Below are 21717 nucleotides of genomic sequence, written 5' to 3' on the forward strand. Positions count from 1 at the left end.
ATAACATAAGAAAAGATGCACTTTGTTAAAATCTTTGTTAAACTATAGTTAAGAGATAATAAATATGTGAGGAGAATTCAAATGTCTAATAAAATAGTTGTTGGTGCACAGTGGGGAGACGAAGGTAAGGGTAAAATCACTGATATGCTTGCCAAAACTGCCGATTTAGTAGTTCGCTATGGTGGTGGAAATAATGCGGGCCATACTGTAATAGTTGGTGAAAAAAAGTTTGAGCTGCATTTGATTCCATCTGGAATTTTATATGAAGATAAGAAATCTGTACTTGGTGGAGGAGTAGTAATTGATCCTGAAGCTATGGTTGAAGAGATGGAAGGTTTGGAAAAAAGAGGAATTTCTCTAGCTAACCTTTACATTTCAGAGACAGCACATGTAATTATGCCCTACCATAGAATGCTCGATGGTTTAGAAGAAAAGCGTAAGGGTGACAGCAAAATTGGCACTACTGGTAAAGGAATTGGTCCCTGTTATACTGATAAAACAGCCCGCCGTGGTATCAGAATTGCAGATGTATTGGATGAAGGAAGATTTAGAGCAAAATTAGAAAAAGCACTGGATTATCACAACATACTCCTGGAAAAAGTTTATGGTGCTCAAAAGCTGAAGGTTGAAGAAATAATCAAAGAATATCAACCTTTTATAGAGAAATTGAGACCATATGTAACTAATACTTCCCTGCTTTTAAATGAAGCTCATAAGAATAATAAAAAAATATTTTTTGAAGGTGCTCAGGGAACATTACTTGATATAGATTATGGTACATATCCTTTTGTTACTTCTTCAAATCCAACAGCTGGTGGTGTCTGTACTGGAAGTGGAATGGGACCAACAACTATAGATGATGTTATAGGTGTGACTAAAGCTTATCTGACAAGAGTTGGAGCTGGACCATTCCCAACTGAATTAGACAATGAATGGGGAGAATATTTAAGAGATAAAGGCCACGAATATGGTGTAACAACAGGTCGTCCACGTCGCTGCGGCTGGCTTGACATACCAATTTTAAAGCACGCAGTTAGAGTCAATGGCTTAACTGAAATAGCTTTAACTAAAATAGATGTTTTAACCGGTATTGATGAGATTAAAGTCTGTACTGCCTATAAACATGGGGAAGAAATTGTAGAGGAATTCCCTCCTTATTTAGAAAGTGAAATCCCATATGAGCCAGTTTATGAAAAATGGCCGGGGTGGGAGGAAGATATTACAGGTGTAAGAGATTATGAGCAGCTTCCTGAAAATGCTAAAAAGTATATAGAAAGAATTGAAGATTTAATCGGAGTTCCGGCCAAAATAATTAGTGTTGGACCTGGCCGTGAACAAGCAATTATTAGATAAATATAGTAGAGGAGGATCGGCTATGAAAGTATTAATAGTAGGAAACGGAGGCAGAGAACACGCCTTAGCCTGGAAGCTTTATCAGAGCGATCATGTAGATAAAATTTATGCAGCTCCAGGCAATGATGGGATGTTAGAAATTGCAGAAAGAGTAGAAATAGATGCAGATGATATAGAAACTTTAGCAGATTTTGCCCAGAAAAATGAAATAGGAATGACTGTAGTTGGGCCAGAAGAACCTCTTGTTGCAGGGATAGTAGATTATTTTGTTGAGCGGGGGATACCAATCTTCGGTCCTAAAAAACAGGCAGCATTACTGGAAGGAAGTAAAGCTTTTGCTAAGGATATTTTAAATAAATATGACATACCGACTGGTGAATTTGAGGTCTTTACTGATCCGGATAATGCTCTTCACTATCTGGAAAATGCAGAATATCCACTTGTAGTAAAAGCTAATGGCTTAGCAGGTGGTAAGGGAGTAATCGTTGCTTCCAATTATCAAGCAGCTCAGGATGCTGTAGCCAGAATTATGGAAGATAAAGCGTTTGGAGATGCTGGAGATAGAATAGTAGTAGAGGATTTTATCGAAGGGGAGGAAATTTCAATATTTGCTCTGACTGATGGTCAGACGATTTTACCAGTAACCAGTACCAGGGAACACAAGGCTGTTTTCGAAGGAGAAGAAGGGCCTAATACTGGAGGAATGGGATCTTATTCACCTTCCCCCTATGTAGATCAAGAGATGATGGATCGGATCTGTAGGGAAATTTTAAGACCGACTCTGCATGCTCTAAATAGTGAGGGAATAGATTACAGAGGTGTTATGCATGTTGGGATAATTTTAACCGAAAGTGGTCCCAAAGTAATTGATTATAATGCGCGTTTTGGTGATCCTGAAACCCAGGTAATTATGCCGCTATTGGCTGAGGATTTACTTGAGCTGATGCAGAAAACTAACGATGTTAAATTAAAGTATAAAAAAGAAATTGAAATTTATGATAGTGATGCAGTGTGTGTTATACTTGCTTCAGCAGGTTATCCTCTGACTTATAAAACCGGTTATGAAATTGAAGGACTCGAAAATCTAAAGCACCATGATGATTTAATTGTATTTCATTCTGGAACCAGGCTTGAAGATGACAAGTACTATACTGATAGTGGAAGGGTGCTGGGAATGACTGTAGTTGGGGAAGGTATTTTAAGCGTTATTGATACTGTTTATGATTATATAAACGAAGTAGAGTTTAAAGATATGCATTATAGAACAGATATCGGATTTACAATTTCAAATGTACCTGAAGCCTCAGTTGAATAGAATAAAAGAAGATGAGCAAATTAACAAAAGGGAAGCAAAATATTAATGAAATATTTGCATTTAACAGCTGGACTTTATATAATTAACTTGAGTGAATAACTTTGTTTTTATAACATCACCAGTCATTTGTTATTTTTGGTGGTATTTCAGGAGGTAAATATATGTTTAAAACACTTAAATGTGATATTAATGCAATATTTGATAGAGATCCAGCTGCTGATAATTTAATTGAGGTAATTTTGGCATACTCAGGTCTGCATGCACTTTTATTTCACCGCTTTTCTCACTGGCTATATAAAAGAGGTTTGCACACAATTCCTCGTTTGATTTCACAGCTGGCCCGCTTTTTAACCGGGATTGAAATTCATCCAGGAGCAGAAATTGGATGTGGTTTTTTTATTGATCACGGTATGGGAGTTGTAATTGGTGAGACTGCTGAGATCGGCGATAATGTAACGCTTTATCAAGGAGTTACCTTAGGTGGAACTGGTAAAGAAAGAGGAAAAAGACATCCAACTATTGGCAACAATGTAGTTATTGGAGCTGGAGCTAAAGTTTTAGGTTCAATAACCATAGGAGATGATGCTAAAGTAGGGGCAGGATCTGTAGTTTTAAAAAATGTTGAAGAAAATTCTACAGTGGTTGGAATTCCAGGAAGAGTTGTCAGCCGTGATGGAAGAAGGATTCACCCAGAACGAGATCTTGAACATGCCGATTTACCTGATCCAATCAAAGATAAATTAAGTGAATTGGAAGCCGAGTTTTTAAAATTAAAAAAGGAAATTTTAACTAAAGATTCTTTTGAAGATGCAGGTTAAAATTTAGATTAAAAATTTAATGTTTTTATTATAAATTAATGGCGGCTTTCTCAGCAGAGAAGAGCTGTCATTTTTTTCTTGCTGTGATATAATAATAGATGTTCCGGTTAAAGAGAATAAAAGAGGAAGAAAACTAACTTAAATTGACTGAATATTTTAAAATTTAAACTGAGGAAGTGTAATTTTATAAGTTTAGATAATAGAATAGGAGGAATTAGCTATGGAAAAAAGAGTACTCGGAAAAACTGGATTAGATGTCATTCTGCTTGGTTTTGGAGGCTTTCATTTAATAGAAATTCCAGCTGATAAGGCGGTGCAATTATTAAATAAGTATCTTGCTCAGGGTGGAAATTATTTAGAAACTGCTGCTTCTTATGGTGATGGAGAGTCCGAAAAAAATATTGGTACACTTTGTATGAAGCCACTCGCTGATGGTTTTCTCTGGAAAATATGGAGGAAAAATTAAGGATATTTTTAGAATTGAAGGATATTATGACCGTCAGCTTTATGATGGTAGGCCTAGAAATCCTGCTGATTATGCGTTGAGAGAACGACTCCGCTTTTGGTTTGGAGATAAAGAATTGGCTGCAGAAAGATATAAAGAATTAAAACTAAAAGCAGTTGATTTATTGAATAAAGCTGCTGATTTTAAAGCCTGTAAATATGGGCTTGATGTAAAAAACAAGTTGGAGATAGTAGATTATAAATTAGGCGAAAGCGATATTATGAAGTAAGTTTAATTAAGTTTAAAAAATATTGATTTAAAAAAGGCTCAGCAATTATGCTGAGCCTTTAAATTTCAGTTTTCATAATTCTATAAATCAATTAATTCATATTCGCGGCTGCCCATTCCAATTTCTGCAGCATATTCTATCTGTCTAACTCCTCCATCAGTGCTAGGATGCACAGCTTTGAACTTATTATCTCCAGGTTTTAAACCTCTTCCTTCAAGCATTCCTTTTGGTTCAGCCTGATTAACTAAATCTAGAGAAGCCTGTTCTAAAGCAACCGGATCTTTAGAAGCTAGAATACCAATATCATTTACTATTGGGCGGTCACTCCAGCCAGCACAGTCGCAGTCAGGTGAAACATTGGTAATAAAATTAATGTAGATATTTTTTCTATCCTTAACAATTCCATATGTAAATTCAACCTGGCGTTCTTCCATACCTTCACTGGTAGATTCCCATTCAACAGAAATTGCATCAGTTGGACAGGTAACTACACATTCTCCACAACCAATACAAATTTCATGGTCGATGTAACTTTCATTTTCATTAATAGTAATACAATCCTCTGGACAGTGTTTGACACACTGCATACATTTAATGCATTCTGATTCAGTAATTTCTGGTAATACAGCTGAATGCATCATCTGTTTTCCAGCCCTGCTGCCAAGGCCCATACCAATATTTTTAAATGTCCCCCCAAAGCCTGAGAGCTCATGACCCTTAAAATGAGCTAGGCTGATTAAAACATCAGCTTCCAATACCTCTGAAGCAATGCGGACCTTATCAAAATGCTTTAGCTTTACTTCAACTTCAGTTGAGCCTTTACCTTTCAGTCCATCTGCAATAATAATTGGTGCCTGGACAGTTGCATAAGAAAACCCATTTGCTATAGCCGCATTTAAATGGTCGACTGAGTTAGAACGTTCGCCTGTATAAAGAGTGTTAGCATCAGTTAAAAAGGGTTTTGCTTTTAACTTTTTTGATATATTCACAATTTCTCTGGTAAAGACTGGTCTAATAAAAGCTGTATTTCCAGGCTCTCCAAAGTGCTGTTTAATAGCCACAAAATCATCTTCAGCAATTAATTCTTGAAAACCTGCTTTATAAAATAATCTCCCCAATTTTTTAACAAGACTTTCACTTCCTGATGAAGCTTTCATATCAGCCATAAATACTTTAGCAGCCATAAAAATCTCCCCTTTTTGATTTGCTTAATTGAAATCTTTAAACTCTCATTTTATTATATGATATTTTTAATAGTTTAACAAAGATTTATAATATTAAAAGATGGTAATTACTGATTTTTCATTAATATATTCATAGTTTCATAAGAAAAATCGACTGCCTCAAGGTATTTGTTATAAAGTTTTTTCGGATCAATTTGGTTCTTTTTTTCTATTAAAGCAACTTGATCCCATTTGACTCTTTCAAATGCAATGACCAGATTTAAAATTTCTCCCATAACACCTTCTCTGATTAAAATTGCTTCTTTTACTTCTTCTGTGAGAGCAGTTTCTTCCAAAATTTTAGATAAAGGTTTATTCAAAAAAGCATCTATCATTGAAAAAATTCCCATTGTAAATAAATCATCACTTTTTTTGCTTATACCAAATTCTTCAGCCAGTAATTCGGCAAATTTTGCTCGGGTTAGAGTATTAACAAAAAGAATATCTGGTTTATCATTTTTTAAATCATTAATTAGATAAAGCAGACTCCACTTTTTCAAACCTTTAACCCCTAAGAGAGTTGAGGCCTGTTTAATCGAAGAAACATTATACCCATATGAGGCAGAATTAATAGTTTTTAAGAGGCTAAAGGTCATAGATATATCATTCTTAATAATTTTTTCAATCTCACTAAAATTTACGTCTTCCTTATTTAGTTCTTTTAAAATATTAAGATAGTTTATTTCATAACCAGGAGTACCGTTTTCATTAACAATATCAGCCTTTGTAAAAAAAACTCCCTGGAAATAATCAAAGCCAATTTTCTTAGCTTCTTCGAAATGCTGGTGTTTATCGATATTTTTAGCTAAAAATTTTACATTGGATAATTTTCTAGATTTTATGTTATTTATAAAATTCTTCAGTTCGGTTTTAGCATTACTTTTATAGTCCAGTTTAATTATATCTGCATAATTATATAAAATATTTTCTGATAAGACTGCTTCAGGATGATTGAGTATTAGGAGATAATCATTTTCTTTTAATTTTTTTATTATATTGACTATTTCATTTTCAGAATTTAGGTCTTCTGAAATTTCAATACCAATATTTTTGTTAGATAAAAGAAAAGGAGCTTTATTTTTGATCAAATCAGCATTGAAGTTAATAAAAATCTTTTTTCCATCAGTAAGATTGCTGTCTTCAAAAAATTCAATATCATCACTTATTCCTTCATTAATGAGGTTTGAATTTTCTGATATAGTTTTGTTCTCAATATTATTTTTGAATATAATCTCATAAGCGAATACTTCCTGACTTGAATCAAGAACTGGCCTTCTAGCAACAATATATTTCCCCATTTGATATCACTCTCTTTAAAATATTTTAGTAATTATTCTACATGTTTACAGCTGTCAAAGATAAGATTAAAAATTTAAAAACCCTATATTATAAATTATACACTAAAATTTACAATTTTACAAAAAAATAGCCCGGTAGGTTGGGGGTCCTCCGGGCCTTTCACAGGGGAAATTCTTCTATATCAAATTATCGGGGAAAACTTTTGCAAAAATATAAAATTGGATAAATTTGGTTGCGCAAACGGAAGGTGCAGATAATATTTAGCTAAAAACACCAGTAGATAGGTAGCGTTCACCTGTATCTGGAGCAATTACTACAATTCTTTGATCTTGATCGACCTCTTTAGCTAATCTGAGTGCAGCGGCAACTGCAGCTCCAGTCGAAATACCGGCGAAGATGCCTTCTTTAACAGCTAAATCTCTGGCTGTCTGGAAAGCTTCTTGATTTTTAATTTTTTCTACTCTGTCAATAATGTCTGTATTTAAAACGCCAGGGATAAAACCAGCACCAATTCCTTGGATTTTATGAGGCCCAGCTTCCTCTCCAGAGATAACAGCAGAATTTTCTGGCTCAACTGCTACTACTTTAAGATTATTAATGATTTCCTTTAATTTTTCTCCAGTTCCAGTGATAGTTCCACCGGTACCAACTCCTGCTACAAAATAATCAATTTTACCATGAGTTTCAGTAATTATTTCTTGAGCAGTTGTTTTACGGTGAATGTCAGGGTTAGCTGGATTATCAAATTGAGATGGAATGAAACCATTTCTGTCAGCTGCAATTTCTTTTGCTTTTGCAATTGCACCTTTCATACCATCTGAGGCAGGTGTTAAAACCAATTCTGCACCATAAGCTTTGAGCATTTTTTTTCTTTCTTCACTCATGGATTCAGGCATAGTTAAGACAACTTTATAGCCTTTTGCAGCTCCTACCATTGCAATTCCAATTCCTGTGTTACCGCTTGTTGGTTCAACTAAAACTCCACCTGGTTCAATCTCTCCAGACTTTTCTGCTTCAGAGATCATATTAAAAGCTATCCTATCTTTGATACTTCCCCCAGGATTAAAACTTTCTAGTTTTAAAACAACTTCGGCATCTGTTTCAGAAACTAAGTTATTTAACTTGACTAAAGGGGTATTACCAATTAATTCAGTTACATTTTTAAAAATCATTAAATTTCCTCCCAAATTTCATAAAATCTTAAAGTTGACTACTTTACTTTGAATTATATTATAATACAGTATTTATATGCTGTCAACTATATTTAGAAAAAAGAATATAAACTCTATTAAAGTTGAATTACAGCATTTTTTGAGAAAATCTTTTATTATTAAAAATAAAAAGGTATAATATAATTACTGTCGAACTAAGTAAATAGGAAAGTAATGGATTTAGATGCAATTTATAAATTATACTATTTGATAAGGAGGAATTTTAAATGAATCACTTTTTTGCCAAAGTATTTTCAACAATGGTTGCTTTATTAGTAGCTGCTTATTTATTGCCGGGAATTACTGTGGCAGGTATTTGGACAGGTTTTTTTGCAGCTGTTGTTTTAGGATTTGTAAATGGTTTTATCAGACCGATTTTTACAATTTTAACTATACCTTTTACTATTTTAACTTTTGGACTCTTTTTACTGGTGATTAATGCAATTATGATATCTTTAACTTCTGTTTTAGTTCCAGGTTTTGTAGTTAATGGATTCTTTTCTGCCGTACTGGCCTCAATAATTGTTAGTTTTGTTTCCAGTATTTTGCACAGCATGTTTGAAGAATAGTCAAATCAAATTTAATTAGTATTGCTGATTCAAGGAGGTTTCGAAAATGAAAAATAAATATCTTTTAATATTAATTCTGTTTTTTGTTTTATTTTTTACAGCGTCTGTTTATGCTGATCAAGTTGAACTGCAGAATGGTCAATCTGTAAGAGGGCAGGTTCAGAACAATAATATTGAAGTTAGAACTTCTTATGCTGAAATTAATATTCAGAGCCGTTTTCTTAAAAGCATTAAGCGTCAAAATGGTAGTTTTGTTTTCAGATTATCTGAAAATAACCGCTTTAGTGGTGAGCTCCTAAATAATATATCTATAAGATCAGATTCAGGAGAAAGATCTTTTAGTCCAGCTGATATTGAGGCAGTAAATTTTTCTAACACAAGTAGTTTTAAGAACAACAGGGGAGTTAATGTAACAGCTACAAATGGTGATTTTTTCTTTGCAAATACTGTAGAAGACAGCATTAGTATTAAAACATCATTGGGCAGCCCACTAAATATAAGTTATGATAATATAGTAAGTATTGAATATCTAAGCAGTGAAGATCTATATCTGATAAACAGAAAAAATGCCTCAGAGGTTAAAGCTAACTTTTCTCAACAAAGGTTAATACTCTGGCCCTCTGCTGGTGAAATTTTTGAGATGGACTTAAATTATCTGCAGAAACTAGTTGTTAATTGATGAAAATATTTGGAAATTAAATTTGATTTTACATTATTAATAAGTTAAAATTATTTATGTTAAATTGTTAATATATTTGGAGGGATAGTCAATGAATCAGGAGTCTGGAAACAATAGACCAGAGTATTATGAAGAATATGAAATAGATTTAAGGGAATATATAATGCTATTGTGGAATCACAAACTATTTATTGGGGGATTTGTTGTTTTAGCAGTTTTAATTTCATATTTTTATTCTGTTTACTTTATAACACCAAATTACCAAAATTCTTTAACTGTTCAATTAGCAAATACGGAAGGAGTTTACAGCGAAACTGAGTCAATAAATGAATTATTTAAAAGTGACGAGCTAATTGTTCCAGCTTTAAAGAAAGCTGATTTGGATTCAAATAGTATAAGAAATATTAATACTAAGATTATTTCAAACTTAAAATTAACAGAACAGGGAATGCAGGGGGCAGTTTATGGAGGTATAATTAACCTTCAAGCAGAAAGTTGGAATCAAAAAAGCTTATATACCGCTTTGAATTCTATAATAGATGAATTTGAAAGAAGATCAAATAATTATTTTGAGGAAGTTTTAAAAAATAAAAAGAATAATCTAGCGATGATTAGTAATGAAATTGAGAACTTGAATAGGGAAATTGATAAAACAAATGAAATATTGAATAATTTAGAAGGTGTTTCAATTGATAAGGCATTCATTATTGCAAATATTAATGATAAGCTAAATACTTTAATAAAAACTAAAAGAGAATATTTGAGTGATTATAGAACATTAAAAAGGGAAATAGAAGATCATAGAGAGTTTCGGGTATTAAACTCTCCTTCTGAATCTTCTAGTAAAATTAGTCCTAACACCAAATTAAATATCGCTATTGCAGCAGTACTTGGATTGATGTTGGCTGTCTTTATAGTTTTCTTTAAAGAATTTATGAAAGAAGAAAAATAAAATATTAATAATAAAAGCCCAGATATTTCAACTATTAAATTGAAATCATCTGGGTTTTAATTTTAGTTTAAAAAACACCATTTTAGTGCTTCTTCTTTTCCTTTTTCTAAGTTAGCTAAAGTCTTAAATTTAAGCGGGCCATATTTCAAATAGATTTCTTCAAATTCTTCCAGGTAAGTCATTTCAGTTTGATTTGCAGCATTTTTTGCTTTTTTTAAGATTTCTGCAGTCAGTTTATTTCTCTGATTATTCTTTTTATCCTTAATTATTTTATTTTTAAAGATTAAGAATTCTTCCTGATTATAATTTAAAGAAAGCTGATATAAATGATCTAAGTTTTCCTTATTATAGAACAAATTTTTTAACAGGGCTATAAAGGAAAAATTATAGGGGTAGGGTAGAGCATCAGCGGCTCTGATTTCTATATATTTTTTAGTTCGAATATCTGGGAAAACCATAGAAAGGAAGTGTTCAACCTCTTCTTTTTTATCGCTTTTCATAATATCTTTTAAAACCTTTTTTCCCGTATAAATTAAATTACCATCTTTTTCTCTGATAATTGGTTCAGTATTTAGTAGATATTCAGCATAATCACTATATCCAAATTCTTTATCAAAAAGACCTTTGATAGTTCCAGATCGCTGCTTATCACAGTTAATCCAAATGTTTTCTCTGATACTAGGGCCAGCTGTTTTTTTACCTTCAAAAAAGGGCGTGTTATCAAAAAGGTAATAAATTAAAGGAGACAGAAAGTAGCCAACCCGCATTTTTTTAATATAATCTTCCTGGTTAATATAATCAATGCTCATCTGAACAGAAGCAGTCCCTTTCATCATATTATGAGCATATTTCCCCTTACCTTTAAAATATTTATACATAAAATCATAGCGTTTTTTAGGTAGGAGAGGAATATCTTTGATTTTACTTTTTGGCTGATATCCTAAAGCAGCTAATTTTTTGTCCCAGCTATTTAAAATAGATTTAAGCTCATCGATAAAATCAAGATAAATTTCTTCAATTTTTTTTAGCTCAGCAAAAGGAGTTATGCTTAACTCTAACTGACCACCTGGCTCAAGAGTAACAGTTTTATTCTTATTATTTAATCCTACAAGATGTTCTCCTTCATAGACTTTTTCCCAGCCTCCTTTTTTTGCTAATTCGAAAAGTAATGCCTCTATTCCCATTTCTTCAAAATAATTAACAGCTGTTAAATCAGAATTTAAAATTAAATGTTCAAATTCGACTCCAATTTTATGATATTCTTTTTTGCTTTCAGCATTTTTAAAATAATTCACATATGTATTAATCTGGCTTTTATAATCCATAATCTGTCCTTTCTAAATAATTTAATATGCTAAATTAGGATAAAGTTGATAAAGATACTTATATATTAATATATTATAAATAAAACAGCTATTTCCTGCTTTCATAATGAAATTCTATCAATTCAGAAATTTAAACAGCAAAAATTGTCGATCTTTTTGTTTGAATATCAGAAATATTTATAATAAAATTAGATTGAGAAATTATTCATCAATAAACTTTAGATATAGAGGAGAAGGATAAAATGAAAATCACAGTTGCAGGGGCTGGTTATGTTGGTCTTTCAAATGCAGTTTTGCTTGCTCAAAATCACGAGGTGACTGCAGTAGATGTAGTAGAGGAAAAAGTGGAGATGATTAATAACAGAGAGTCTCCAATTGTTGATGCTGAGCTGGAAGATTATCTTGCCAATAGAGAACTAAACTTAAAGGCGACAACTGATTCTCTAAAAGCTTATCGAGAAGCAGATTATGTTGTGATTGCAACTCCAACTAATTATGATCCTGAACAAAATTATTTTAATACTCGAACAGTTGAGGCTGTTGTAGCAAATGTGCTTTCTTTTAATGAAGATGCAGTAATGATTATCAAATCTACGGTGCCGGTAGGTTATACAGAAGAATTGAGGGAAAAATTTGATACAGAAAACATTATTTTTTCACCAGAATTCTTACGAGAAGGTAAAGCTCTTTATGATAACCTATATCCTTCGCGGATTATTGTAGGAGAACAGTCTGCAAGAGCAGAAGAATTTGCGGATCTTTTAGTTGAGGGAGCAGAAAAAGAAGAGATACCTGTTCTGTATACGGATTCAACAGAGGCTGAGGCAATTAAATTATTTGCCAACACTTATCTGGCTATGCGGGTAGCTTTCTTTAATGAATTAGATACTTATGCCGAAGTTAGAAATTTAGACAGCAGACAAATTATAGAGGGTGTTGGTTTGGACCCGAGAATTGGTAATCATTACAATAATCCTTCTTTTGGTTATGGTGGTTACTGTCTGCCAAAAGATACAAAACAGCTGCTTGCTAATTATCAGGATGTTCCAAACAATATTATGCAGGCAATTGTAGATGCTAATAGAACACGTAAAGATCATATTGCCGAAATGATTGTTAAACAGCAGCCAAAAAAGGTTGGAGTCTACCGTTTAACTATGAAGAAAAACTCTGATAACTTTAGACAGTCTTCTGTGCAGGGGGTCATGAAAAGAATTAAAGCTAAAGGAATAGAAGTTATTGTTTATGAACCAACACTTGAAGAAGATGAATTTTATAGATCAAAAGTTATTAAAGACTTAGACGATTTTAAAGCGGAATCTGAAATTATTGTGGCAAATAGAATGGCTGCAGAGTTAGAAGATGTAAAAGAAAAAGTGTATACCAGAGATTTGTTTAATAATAATTAATTTAGAAAGAGAAAGCATCTCCCTTAGTTTAAAAGGGAAGATGCTTTTTTAAAATTCAACTCCAGCAGTGATAATAATACCGGCATCTGCAAAAGGAATGATATCCAAACGATAAGGTTTTCTTCTCAAACCAACTGCAAAAACAAAAGCAGGGAAGGTTTCCATATCATGCATCCAGGTATCATATTTTCCGTCTTCATCATCATAGCCGTGGACAATTCCATAGGTGAATTTAGCAGTTATTTCAGTTTTGCCTAATTTAGTTAGGCTGTAGTTTCTGCCACCATAAATATAGATTGTGTTTTGATCATAAGTGTTTTTGAAAAAAGAAATTCCATTTAATTGATTATTTGAATAATGCCTTTCAAATCCCAGCAGCTGCTGTTGGTTATTCTGATAATCTTTTTCGCTGTAATGATAGGTGTGAAAACTTGTCTGCAGAAAATAATTTTCTAATTCAGCTGCAGTTAAGGGAAAAGCTGTAAAGATAATAATTAAAACAATTAAAAACATTGTTCGGTTAAGCATTTTTAAAACCTCCTCTAAATTTTAGAGGCTGCTCAGTCTTGATTATCTTTTAACCAGAAGTAGGTTCTTTCATCGTTTAATTTACCATCACTGCTGAGAGCAATACCACTGTATGGAGTCCACCCAACTATTTCTGTTACATAAAAGACATTGCTGATGTTTATTAAAACCGGCATTCTATCTATAGGATCTCTCATTGTGATTTGTCCTTCACTGCTGCTGTAACCCCTGACCGTAATTTTTTGGCCTTCAGCATCAAAGTTATCAAGTATTTTGTTTGTGTGGGTATTAAATAAAGCTTTTCCATTAATCGAAGGAGCTAACCAGGGATGCATCCTGCTTCCCATTCTCATTTCTACTACACCGGAAATAGTTTCTATCTCTTTTTGACTTGGGTAAGGGTAATTTTCTTCAGCCTGAGCATCTATAAAAGTTGTACCCTGATAAATGATCTCATTTTTAAGCAGACCTTCTATTTTGCTGTCAACCAGCAGATCAGAATTAAAATTGGATAGATCATCTTTTATTGACCAGTTTAAAAGTCTAATATTAGAACTATATACTGAAAGATCGTCCAATTCTTTAGTAAATAAATCATGAATATCCTCTGAAATATATGATACATCAAAGCTGTCTAATATAACAGAATCGGTTGTTTCAATAACTCTTTTCTTTTCAATTCCATTATAATTAATAAGGTTCTGATCTGTCAAAACAAAAAGACTAATTTCACTGACCCCATGGTCTGATTTAGTGATTTCTAGAGGATAATAAAGTTCGTCAGTTTTAAATTTATAAGAAATAGCCTCATTTATTTTTGGGTCTGGGCTGACTTCAATAGTATCAAAAACAAAATAATTATAACCGCGGTTAATGTAATTATTAATCGAAATTTTTAGGGTATCAGGGATTTGAGGATTCTTTTCTCCTTTTTCTTTTAAATAGTCATTAACCCAGCTGACAAAATAATCCTGATTTAAAACTTTGACTACAAGAATATCATGAGATCCAATAACAACTTCTTCTTTAATTTCAGCTGCAGGAGTTTCTGAGATTTCGCTTCTGAGAACTGGTTGTCTTAAATCATCAAAAACTTTTTGAATGAAAAATTCATTAGCTCTTCTTAAAACATCACGACTGGATTTTTTAACCTCAGGTTCAGAAGGTAGTGGCAGAACCTGCAGAATTTTAGTGGGCTCTGAAGCATATAATTCAGTTGCCAGAACTAGAATTTCCTCCTCGCCATTCCAGGCAATTAGAGCATCCTGACTTGGTTCAAAAATTCTAACTCCCGGAATATAGGGTATTGATCCCCTATCAGCATTGACAGCTGCTGGCATCAGCAGTAAAAAAACTAATAATAACAAAATAAATTTTTTCAATTTAATCACTCCCCATTTTTATATGATTCTTTATCAATTTGAATAATTTCTTAATATTATAGTTCTCCACCAGCTGATTTTATTCCTGCCTGATGTCAAAAAACTAACTAAAAAGGCAAAATGTTAATATCTATAATTTGTGATATAATGATGATGAGGTGAGAAAAATGGATTTATTTACTTTAGCAGCCCCTATTTTTGATTTAGCGATGAAAATATCAGGTCATAACAAGGTTTTGGTAGAGCTGGGGCAGAGAATAAAAAAAGAAGAAGTAGATTTCAATTTGACAAAGAAGCAGAAAAAATTGCTTGATCTTGGTGGAGGAACCGGAGAATTAGTAAAGTATCTACCGAAACATTTAAAGATTACTATTGCAGATCCTTCAGAGGCTATGCTGAAAAAAGGACAGAATAAGGACTTTGACAAATCAGTAGAGCATGTACTTGCGGATGGGGCTGAGTTACCCTTTGCAGACAATTCCTTTGACTATCTTACAATTTCAGATGCTCTGCATCACTTCCCAAAAGTAGAGCCCGCACTGAAAGAGACAACCAGAGTGCTTAAGCCCGGAGGTAAATTATATATTCTGGAGTTTGATCCAACTACTTTTTTTACAAAAGTGATTATCTTTTTCGAAAAGCTAGCAGGTGAGCCGGTTAATTTCTATCAACCGCAAAAATTGGCATCTTTGCTGGCAAAAAATGAGCTGGAAACCAACTTTGAATACCTAAACAAATCACTTTATATTATTAAGGGGAAAAAGCCTTCAAGATATTAAACAGCAAGGGGTTATCAATAATTAGCTAATTTGAATAATTCTAATAATTTAGAATACGAATTTGAGCCACTAAAAGATGTTGAAAAATTTGACAGTAGAATTGTAAAGTATTATACTTAAAGAGGAAATATCAATATAAATTTAACTTATAATAGGAGGGAAAGTTATAATGACAAAACAAATGAAAACGATGGATGGAAACACTGCTGCAGCTCATGTAGCATATGCTTTTACAGATGTAGCAGCAATCTATCCTATTACTCCTTCATCTCCGATGGCTGAATTAGTTGACGCTTGGAGTGCTAATGGTCGCAAGAATATTTTTGACCAGGAAGTAAAGTTAACTGAAATGCAGTCTGAGGGAGGAGCATCTGGTGCAGTACACGGTTCCCTAGCGGCAGGAGCTTTAACTACTACTTTTACAGCTTCTCAGGGATTATTACTAATGCTGCCTAACATGTACAAAATCGCTGGTGAGCAATTACCTGGCGTATTTCATGTTAGTGCACGTACTGTTGCTACACATGCTCTATCAATTTTTGGTGATCACTCTGATGTAATGGCTGCTCGACAAACTGGTACAGCTATGTTAGCTTCCGGTAGTGTTCAGGAAGTTATGGATTTAGCTGGTGTTGCTCACCTGGCATCAATTAAATCAAGCATTCCTTTTGTACATTTCTTTGATGGATTTAGAACATCTCATGAATATCAAAAAATAGAAGTTTTAGATTATGATGATCTAGCAGAATTAGTTGATTATGGTAAAGTTAGCGAATTCAGACATAGAGCATTAAATCCTGAGCGTCCTAAAACAATGGGTACTGCTCAAAACCCTGATATTTTCTTCCAGGCTCGTGAAGCTTCAAATAGTTTCTATGAACCAATACCTGATATTGTTGAAGATTATATGCAGGAAATTTCTGAACTTACAGGTAGAGAATATCATCCATTCAATTATGTAGGAGCAGAAGATGCTAAGTATGTTATTGTAGCTATGGGTTCTGCAACTGACACTATTGAAGAAACTGTTAGGTACTTAGTGGATCAGGGAGAAAAGGTTGGTTTAGTCAAAGTAAGATTATATCGTCCATTCTCTAAAAAGTACTTCATGAAGGCTCTTCCAGAAACTGCTGAGAAGATTGCTGTATTAGATAGAACAAAAGAACCTGGTGCAGTAGGAGAACCACTTTATGAAGATGTAAGATCATTATTCTATGATCAAGAAAACCGTCCTGTAGTTGTTGGTGGCCGCTATGGTCTTAGTTCAAAAGATACAACACCTACTCACTTTAAGGCGGTATTTGATAATCTTAAGCAGGATGAGCCTAAAAATGGCTTTACAATTGCTATTAATGATGATGTTACACATACTAACCTTGAACCAAAAGAACATATTAATACTTCTCCAGAAGGCACAGTTCGCTGCAAGTTCTGGGGTCTTGGTTCTGACGGTACTGTTGGAGCTAATAAAAACGCAATTAAGATTATCGGTGATAACACTGATAAGTATGCTCAGGCATATTTCTCTTATGACTCTAAAAAATCTGGTGGTGTAACAGTATCCCACTTAAGATTTGGAGATCAGCCAATTAAGTCAACTTACTTAATTGATGAGGCTGATTATGTAGCCTGCCATAACGAATCATATGTAGATAAGTTTGATATGGTACAGGACTTACATGATGGTGGAAGCTTTGTTCTAAACTGTACCTGGTCAGAAGACGAATTATCTGAGAATATTCCGGCAAAAATGAAGAAGTATATCGCTGATCACGATATTAACTTCTATACAATTAATGCTGTAGATATTGCTCAGGAAGTTGGTTTAGGACAGAGAATCAACATGGTTATGCAGACTGCCTTCTTTAAGGTTGCTGACATCATTCCTGTTGATGAAGCTGTTGAATATCTAAAAGAAGCTATTCAGAAATCTTATGGTCACAAAGGTGACAAGATTGTTGAAATGAATAATAAAGCTGTAGATAAAGCTCTGGACGCTCTAGTTAAGATTGATGTACCAGCAGAATGGTCCAGTGTAGAAGCTGCAGAGGAGGAAGAGGAAGAAGACGTGCCAGCATTTGTTAAAGATGTACTCAGAGTTGTTAATGCACAAAAAGGTGATGAATTACCTGTTAGTACATTTGTAGGTCGTGAAGACGGACACTTCCCTCAAGGACTTTCTAAATATGAAAAACGTGGTATTGCAATTAATGTACCTGACTGGTTAAGTGATAAGTGTATTCAGTGTAACCAGTGTTCATTAGCCTGTCCACATGCTGTTATTAGACCTTTCTTACTGGACGAAGAAGAAGCTGCAAATGCTCCAGAAGGATTCGAAACTCTGGATGCTCGCGGTAAACAGTTAGAAGGACTGCAGTATAAGATTCAGGTAAGCCCTTATGACTGTACAGGTTGTGGAGTTTGTGCTGATGTATGTCCTGTTGATGCTCTAGAAATGACTCCATTTGCAGAAATGGTTGAAAAAGATGCAGACAACTGGGATTATGCTATTAATGAAGTAACTCCTAAAGAAGATAAAATGGATCAATTTAATATCAAAGGTAGTCAGTTCCAGCAGCCATTACTTGAGTTCCACGGTGCTTGTGCAGGTTGTGGAGAAACAGCTTACGCTAAGCTTGTAACTCAGTTATTTGGTGACAGAATGATTATCGCAAACGCTACAGGTTGTTCTTCAATTTGGGGTGGATCTGCTCCTGTATCTGTTTACACAACTAATAAAGAAGGACACGGACCTGCTTGGGGTAACTCCTTATTTGAGGATAATGCCGAGTATGGTTATGGTATGTTCTTAGCTAACGAACAGATCAGAGCTAAAATTGCTGATCTAATGCAGGAAGCAATTGAGCTTGACTTAGATGCTGAATTAACAGAACTAATGCAGGAAATGTTAGATAACTATAATGATGGCGAGAAGACTAAAGAAATCAAGAAGAAAATGATGCCTTTACTTGCTAAGTATAGTGACAACGAAGTAATTGCTGAGATTGTAGACCGTAAAGAATTTATTACTAAGAAGTCTCAGTGGATCTTCGGTGGAGACGGCTGGGCTTATGATATTGGTTACGGAGGTTTAGACCATGTTCTTGCTTCTGGTGATGATGTAAACGTACTTGTATTTGATACAGAAGTTTACTCAAATACCGGTGGCCAGTCTTCTAAAGCTACTCCAACTGCTGCAGCTGCTAAGTTTGCTGCTTCAGGTAAGAAGATTAAGAAGAAAGACTTAGGTCAGATGGCTATGACTTATGGCTATGTTTATGTTGCTCAGATTTCACTTGGAGCTAATATGAATCAGGCTATTAAAGCTATCAAAGAGGCTGAAGCATATGATGGACCATCTCTTGTAATTGCTTATGCTCCATGTATCTCTCATGGACTTAAAGCAGGAATGGGTTGTAGTGTTAGCCAGGAGAAAGATGCTGTTAAAGCAGGATACTGGCACCTATTCCGTTTCAATCCTGAATTACAGGATGCTGGAGAAAATCCATTTACTATGGATTCTAAAGAGCCTACAGAAAGTTTCAGAGATTTCTTACTCAGTGAGGTACGTTTCTCTTCCTTACAGAAGACATTCCCTGAAATTGCAGAAGAGCTCTTTGAACAGTCAGAAAAAGATGCAAAAGCACGCTACAAGTCTTATAAGAGGCTGGAAGCAGCTTATGCACCTGAAGATGAATAATAAAATAGCTTAAAAAATAATATAAGTTCAAGGATAAAAGACCAGCGGGACACCGCTGGTCTTTTTTGCGTTGTGTGCGTTTATGTGCACGCATTATGTGCACGCACCGTGAACCTGTCGAAATAAGTTTAATTATGTCTTTTCCAATAGCTTTTTATTTAAATTGTAAAAAAATTGAAATAAATTTAGTAAAAGGATATAATATAATTAAAGTAAAATATTGGAAAGGGGTAGTGGAAATGGGACATAAAAAAAGAATATGGTATCCAGGAACAAAATATCATATAATCTCTCGGGGGAATAAAAAGAAAAAAATTTTTACGATAATTTTGTAATGTATAATTATAAGAAAAACAATCATAAAAATAGACATTAATCGACAGGTTCACGGTGCATGTACATATAGGTGCACGGAACTTAAAATATATGTTATAATAAGGTAAAAGAAATATATGGAGGTGCTTAGATTGATTTTAGATTTGGTAGGTGTTTTTCGACTCGTTTTATCAGCTGTTTTAGCATCCTTAATTGGTTATGATAGAGAAAAGCAGAATAAGGCAGCAGGTATTAGAACAAATGTTATTGTTGCTGTTATTTCCTGTGTAATAATGATTTTATCAGTCGAAGTTGCAAGATTCAGCAGCTCTGTTAGCGGAGTAGAAGGAGATCCAGCACGCCTTGCTGCCCAGGTTGTAAGTGGGATTGGGTTTTTAGGTGCAGGTACTATTATTAAACAGGAAGACAAGGTAGAAGGTTTGACTACAGCTGCCAGTCTCTGGGGCGTTGCTGGCCTTGGACTAGCAGTTGGTTATGGTTTATATGATATTTCGATTGCTGCAGCTTTGATCATTTTTATTAGTCTGCGGGTAGCACCTTCCTTAAAGAAGCGAGTTTAACTATGACAGTTATTGTACCAATCGTATCAGCAGCACTATTAACAGCAGCTAATTATTATCCGAGCTTATTTTTTTTAAGTTGGATTGGTTTTTTGCCTTTCTTATATTTTATTTTTATTTTAAAAAAGGGACAACTGGATTATAAGAAATCATTTTTAATGGGCTGGAATCTGGGCTTTTGGATTTTAGTCTTTTCTTCAAATTTTCTCTACTACTCAATTGAGATGTATACAGAACTTTCATTTTTTTTAATAGCATTTGTTTTGCTTTTATTATTTTTATTATTATCTTTAATATATGGATTGTTTTTCACTATTTTTTTCTATTTGCAGCAAAAATCATTGGCAAATAAGCAATTTAACCCGATTCTTTTTGCAGTTATTTGGACTTTAATGGAGTTTGTTCGTTATCATTTATTCTACTTTTTTCCCCTTGCAAATCTGGCTTATACACAGGCTGAATTTTTATCTTTTATTCAGCTGGCTGAAATCGGTGGTGTTTGGATTTTAACCTTTATTATTGTTCTACTAAATGCCTTGATTTTTAAACTTATTTTTTATAAAAATTATAAAAATGCTTTTATTACAGCATGTATATTTTTATTGATTTTTACTTTTGGTGATCATCGAGTCCAAACTATTTCTGAAAGCAGCAGTCAAAATGATCGTATTCAAAACCTTAAAATAGGTATAATTACCAGCAGAATTGATCAAAATAAAAAGTGGGATTTAAAGCAGCTTAAACAAAACATTCAGCTTACCTTAGATGCATTTTCCAATTTAGAGGGAGCAGAATTAATAATTTCTCCTGAAACGAATATTACTTTTGACTTTCACGCTAATCAAGAGTATCGAGAAGACTTTCTGAATAAAATTGCAACAGAATTTGATAAACCGGTTCAAATAGGTTCTCTTGCAGGCAAAAATTTTACTAGCGAACGTTTTAATAGCTCATTTTTAATTTCTCCTGCAGGAAAAATAATTTCTCGATATGATAAGAATTTGCTTCTTTATTTTGGAGAAAAATTTCCGTATGAAGATACTTTGAATAGATATATTCCTTACAATTTTTCTTCGCTTAATGCCGGGCAAAAGAAACATATTTTTAAATATGGGCATTTGAAGTGGAAAACAGTAATTTGCTCTGAAATATTGTATCCAGATTATGTTAGAGCTGAAACTAAAAATATTGACTTTATAATAAATCAAACAAATGAGGCCTGGTTTAAAGACAGCGGGCTGCTTAAAAATGTGATGTGGCAGGCAGCTGTATTGAGGGCGGTAGAAAACAGAAAAACAGTTATTAAAACAGGAAACTATTCACATAATGGAATAATTTATCCTTCTGGAAATTATAAGAAGACTGATTCAGATCAAAATTATCATTTATTAAAATTAAATTAATTTCTCCCAAATACTTTTCAAACACTATTTCTTTCTGATATAATCAACTAAGAAAATGTTTTCAAGAAATTTTTATTATGGTAAAAAATCCCAAAAGTAGGGCTTTTGGGTAAAAATTAATACTTAAATGTTGTGGATATAT

Annotated in this window: 19 protein-coding genes; 13 read left to right on the forward strand and 6 right to left on the reverse strand. The window is 33.5% G+C overall.

Annotated features, from left to right (window positions below; translation table 11 throughout):
* Positions 1 to 81: 81 nt before the first annotated feature.
* From ACZ446_RS00240 to ACZ446_RS00260, 5 genes are all read left to right on the forward strand, one after another.
* Entirely contained in the window at positions 82 to 1353 is a 1272-nt protein-coding gene (locus ACZ446_RS00240) for an adenylosuccinate synthase (protein WP_464393167.1), read from the forward strand.
* A gap of 22 nt (positions 1354 to 1375) precedes the next feature.
* Positions 1376 to 2668 (forward strand): phosphoribosylamine--glycine ligase, encoded by a 1293-nt coding sequence (gene purD / locus ACZ446_RS00245; RefSeq protein WP_464393168.1) that lies wholly within the window; start codon positions 1376 to 1378, stop codon positions 2666 to 2668.
* Between the two features lie 161 nt (positions 2669 to 2829).
* Complete coding sequence (gene cysE / locus ACZ446_RS00250) at positions 2830 to 3486, forward strand: serine O-acetyltransferase (protein WP_464393169.1); 657 nt, start codon at positions 2830 to 2832, stop codon at positions 3484 to 3486.
* Positions 3487 to 3706: 220 nt separating this feature from the next.
* On the forward strand, positions 3707 to 3952 hold the full coding sequence (locus ACZ446_RS00255; protein WP_464393170.1) for an aldo/keto reductase: 246 nt from the start codon (positions 3707 to 3709) through the stop codon (positions 3950 to 3952).
* Complete coding sequence (locus ACZ446_RS00260) at positions 3918 to 4220, forward strand: hypothetical protein (RefSeq protein WP_464393171.1); 303 nt, start codon at positions 3918 to 3920, stop codon at positions 4218 to 4220. Before ACZ446_RS00255 ends, ACZ446_RS00260 begins: the two co-directional genes overlap by 35 nt.
* An 80-nt stretch (positions 4221 to 4300) precedes the next feature.
* Here the strand turns inward: ACZ446_RS00260 and ACZ446_RS00265 are convergent, their stop codons facing one another.
* From ACZ446_RS00265 to cysK, 3 genes are all read right to left on the reverse strand, one after another.
* Positions 4301 to 5404 (reverse strand): DUF362 domain-containing protein, encoded by a 1104-nt coding sequence (locus tag ACZ446_RS00265; protein WP_464393172.1) that lies wholly within the window; start codon positions 5402 to 5404, stop codon positions 4301 to 4303.
* Between the two features lie 107 nt (positions 5405 to 5511).
* Positions 5512 to 6741, reverse strand: a complete 1230-nt coding sequence (locus ACZ446_RS00270; RefSeq protein WP_464393173.1) for an EAL and HDOD domain-containing protein — start codon at positions 6739 to 6741, stop codon at positions 5512 to 5514.
* Between the two features lie 261 nt (positions 6742 to 7002).
* Positions 7003 to 7914 (reverse strand): cysteine synthase A, encoded by a 912-nt coding sequence (gene cysK, locus ACZ446_RS00275; protein ID WP_464393174.1) that lies wholly within the window; start codon positions 7912 to 7914, stop codon positions 7003 to 7005.
* 266 nt (positions 7915 to 8180) lie between these two features.
* On the opposite strand from cysK, the gene ACZ446_RS00280 reads away from it, so the two are divergent.
* The 3 genes from ACZ446_RS00280 to ACZ446_RS00290 all read left to right on the forward strand — a co-directional run bounded on the left by ACZ446_RS00280 (position 8181) and on the right by ACZ446_RS00290 (position 10153).
* Positions 8181 to 8522 (forward strand): phage holin family protein, encoded by a 342-nt coding sequence (locus tag ACZ446_RS00280; RefSeq protein ID WP_464393175.1) that lies wholly within the window; start codon positions 8181 to 8183, stop codon positions 8520 to 8522.
* A gap of 46 nt (positions 8523 to 8568) precedes the next feature.
* Positions 8569 to 9201, forward strand: a complete 633-nt coding sequence (locus ACZ446_RS00285; protein WP_464393176.1) for a hypothetical protein — start codon at positions 8569 to 8571, stop codon at positions 9199 to 9201.
* A 91-nt stretch (positions 9202 to 9292) separates the two neighbouring features.
* The gene (locus ACZ446_RS00290; protein WP_464393177.1) at positions 9293 to 10153 is read left to right on the forward strand and encodes a Wzz/FepE/Etk N-terminal domain-containing protein; all 861 of its coding nucleotides are present in this window, start codon (positions 9293 to 9295) and stop codon (positions 10151 to 10153) included.
* 62 nt (positions 10154 to 10215) lie between these two features.
* Here the strand turns inward: ACZ446_RS00290 and ACZ446_RS00295 are convergent, their stop codons facing one another.
* Complete coding sequence (locus ACZ446_RS00295; RefSeq protein ID WP_464393178.1) at positions 10216 to 11478, reverse strand: glutamate--cysteine ligase; 1263 nt, start codon at positions 11476 to 11478, stop codon at positions 10216 to 10218.
* 242 nt (positions 11479 to 11720) lie between these two features.
* Here ACZ446_RS00295 and ACZ446_RS00300 point away from each other — a divergent pair, with 242 nt between their 5' ends.
* Positions 11721 to 12887, forward strand: a complete 1167-nt coding sequence (locus tag ACZ446_RS00300) for a nucleotide sugar dehydrogenase (protein ID WP_464393179.1) — start codon at positions 11721 to 11723, stop codon at positions 12885 to 12887.
* Positions 12888 to 12935: 48 nt separating this feature from the next.
* Here the strand turns inward: ACZ446_RS00300 and ACZ446_RS00305 are convergent, their stop codons facing one another.
* Together ACZ446_RS00305 and ACZ446_RS00310 are read right to left on the reverse strand one after the other, a co-directional pair.
* The gene (locus tag ACZ446_RS00305; RefSeq protein ID WP_464393180.1) at positions 12936 to 13415 is read right to left on the reverse strand and encodes a hypothetical protein; all 480 of its coding nucleotides are present in this window, start codon (positions 13413 to 13415) and stop codon (positions 12936 to 12938) included.
* 32 nt (positions 13416 to 13447) lie between these two features.
* Positions 13448 to 14797, reverse strand: coding sequence for a DUF2330 domain-containing protein (locus ACZ446_RS00310; protein WP_464393181.1), 1350 nt, complete (start codon positions 14795 to 14797; stop codon positions 13448 to 13450).
* A gap of 167 nt (positions 14798 to 14964) precedes the next feature.
* Between ACZ446_RS00310 and ACZ446_RS00315 the strand changes: the two genes are divergently transcribed.
* The 4 genes from ACZ446_RS00315 to lnt all read left to right on the forward strand — a co-directional run bounded on the left by ACZ446_RS00315 (position 14965) and on the right by lnt (position 21575).
* Complete coding sequence (locus ACZ446_RS00315) at positions 14965 to 15576, forward strand: class I SAM-dependent methyltransferase (RefSeq protein WP_464393182.1); 612 nt, start codon at positions 14965 to 14967, stop codon at positions 15574 to 15576.
* 169 nt (positions 15577 to 15745) lie between these two features.
* Positions 15746 to 19276, forward strand: a complete 3531-nt coding sequence (gene nifJ, locus ACZ446_RS00320) for a pyruvate:ferredoxin (flavodoxin) oxidoreductase (RefSeq protein WP_464393183.1) — start codon at positions 15746 to 15748, stop codon at positions 19274 to 19276.
* A 467-nt stretch (positions 19277 to 19743) separates the two neighbouring features.
* Positions 19744 to 20172, forward strand: coding sequence for an MgtC/SapB family protein (locus ACZ446_RS00325; RefSeq protein WP_464393184.1), 429 nt, complete (start codon positions 19744 to 19746; stop codon positions 20170 to 20172).
* 2 nt (positions 20173 to 20174) lie between these two features.
* The gene (lnt, locus tag ACZ446_RS00330; protein WP_464393185.1) at positions 20175 to 21575 is read left to right on the forward strand and encodes an apolipoprotein N-acyltransferase; all 1401 of its coding nucleotides are present in this window, start codon (positions 20175 to 20177) and stop codon (positions 21573 to 21575) included.
* Positions 21576 to 21717: the final 142 nt, after the last annotated feature.

The sequence above is a fragment of the Halanaerobium sehlinense genome, from assembly GCF_055379485.1.

Excerpts from the sequence above, each read along its gene's own strand:
- ACZ446_RS00240 (WP_464393167.1), top strand. The coding sequence starts at position 82 with ATGTCTAATAAAATAGTTGTTGGTGCACAGTGGGGAGACGAAGGTAAG.
- ACZ446_RS00290 (WP_464393177.1), top strand. The coding sequence starts at position 9,293 with ATGAATCAGGAGTCTGGAAACAATAGACCAGAGTATTATGAAGAATAT.
- ACZ446_RS00300 (WP_464393179.1), top strand. The coding sequence starts at position 11,721 with ATGAAAATCACAGTTGCAGGGGCTGGTTATGTTGGTCTTTCAAATGCA.
- ACZ446_RS00315 (WP_464393182.1), top strand. The coding sequence starts at position 14,965 with ATGGATTTATTTACTTTAGCAGCCCCTATTTTTGATTTAGCGATGAAA.
- ACZ446_RS00265 (WP_464393172.1), bottom strand. The coding sequence starts at position 5,404 with ATGGCTGCTAAAGTATTTATGGCTGATATGAAAGCTTCATCAGGAAGT.
- lnt (WP_464393185.1), top strand. The coding sequence starts at position 20,175 with ATGACAGTTATTGTACCAATCGTATCAGCAGCACTATTAACAGCAGCT.
- nifJ (WP_464393183.1), top strand. The coding sequence starts at position 15,746 with ATGACAAAACAAATGAAAACGATGGATGGAAACACTGCTGCAGCTCAT.
- ACZ446_RS00280 (WP_464393175.1), top strand. The coding sequence starts at position 8,181 with ATGAATCACTTTTTTGCCAAAGTATTTTCAACAATGGTTGCTTTATTA.
- purD (WP_464393168.1), top strand. The coding sequence starts at position 1,376 with ATGAAAGTATTAATAGTAGGAAACGGAGGCAGAGAACACGCCTTAGCC.
- ACZ446_RS00285 (WP_464393176.1), top strand. The coding sequence starts at position 8,569 with ATGAAAAATAAATATCTTTTAATATTAATTCTGTTTTTTGTTTTATTT.
- ACZ446_RS00255 (WP_464393170.1), top strand. The coding sequence starts at position 3,707 with ATGGAAAAAAGAGTACTCGGAAAAACTGGATTAGATGTCATTCTGCTT.
- ACZ446_RS00295 (WP_464393178.1), bottom strand. The coding sequence starts at position 11,478 with ATGGATTATAAAAGCCAGATTAATACATATGTGAATTATTTTAAAAAT.
- ACZ446_RS00260 (WP_464393171.1), top strand. The coding sequence starts at position 3,918 with ATGGTTTTCTCTGGAAAATATGGAGGAAAAATTAAGGATATTTTTAGA.
- ACZ446_RS00270 (WP_464393173.1), bottom strand. The coding sequence starts at position 6,741 with ATGGGGAAATATATTGTTGCTAGAAGGCCAGTTCTTGATTCAAGTCAG.
- cysK (WP_464393174.1), bottom strand. The coding sequence starts at position 7,914 with ATGATTTTTAAAAATGTAACTGAATTAATTGGTAATACCCCTTTAGTC.
- cysE (WP_464393169.1), top strand. The coding sequence starts at position 2,830 with ATGTTTAAAACACTTAAATGTGATATTAATGCAATATTTGATAGAGAT.
- ACZ446_RS00305 (WP_464393180.1), bottom strand. The coding sequence starts at position 13,415 with ATGCTTAACCGAACAATGTTTTTAATTGTTTTAATTATTATCTTTACA.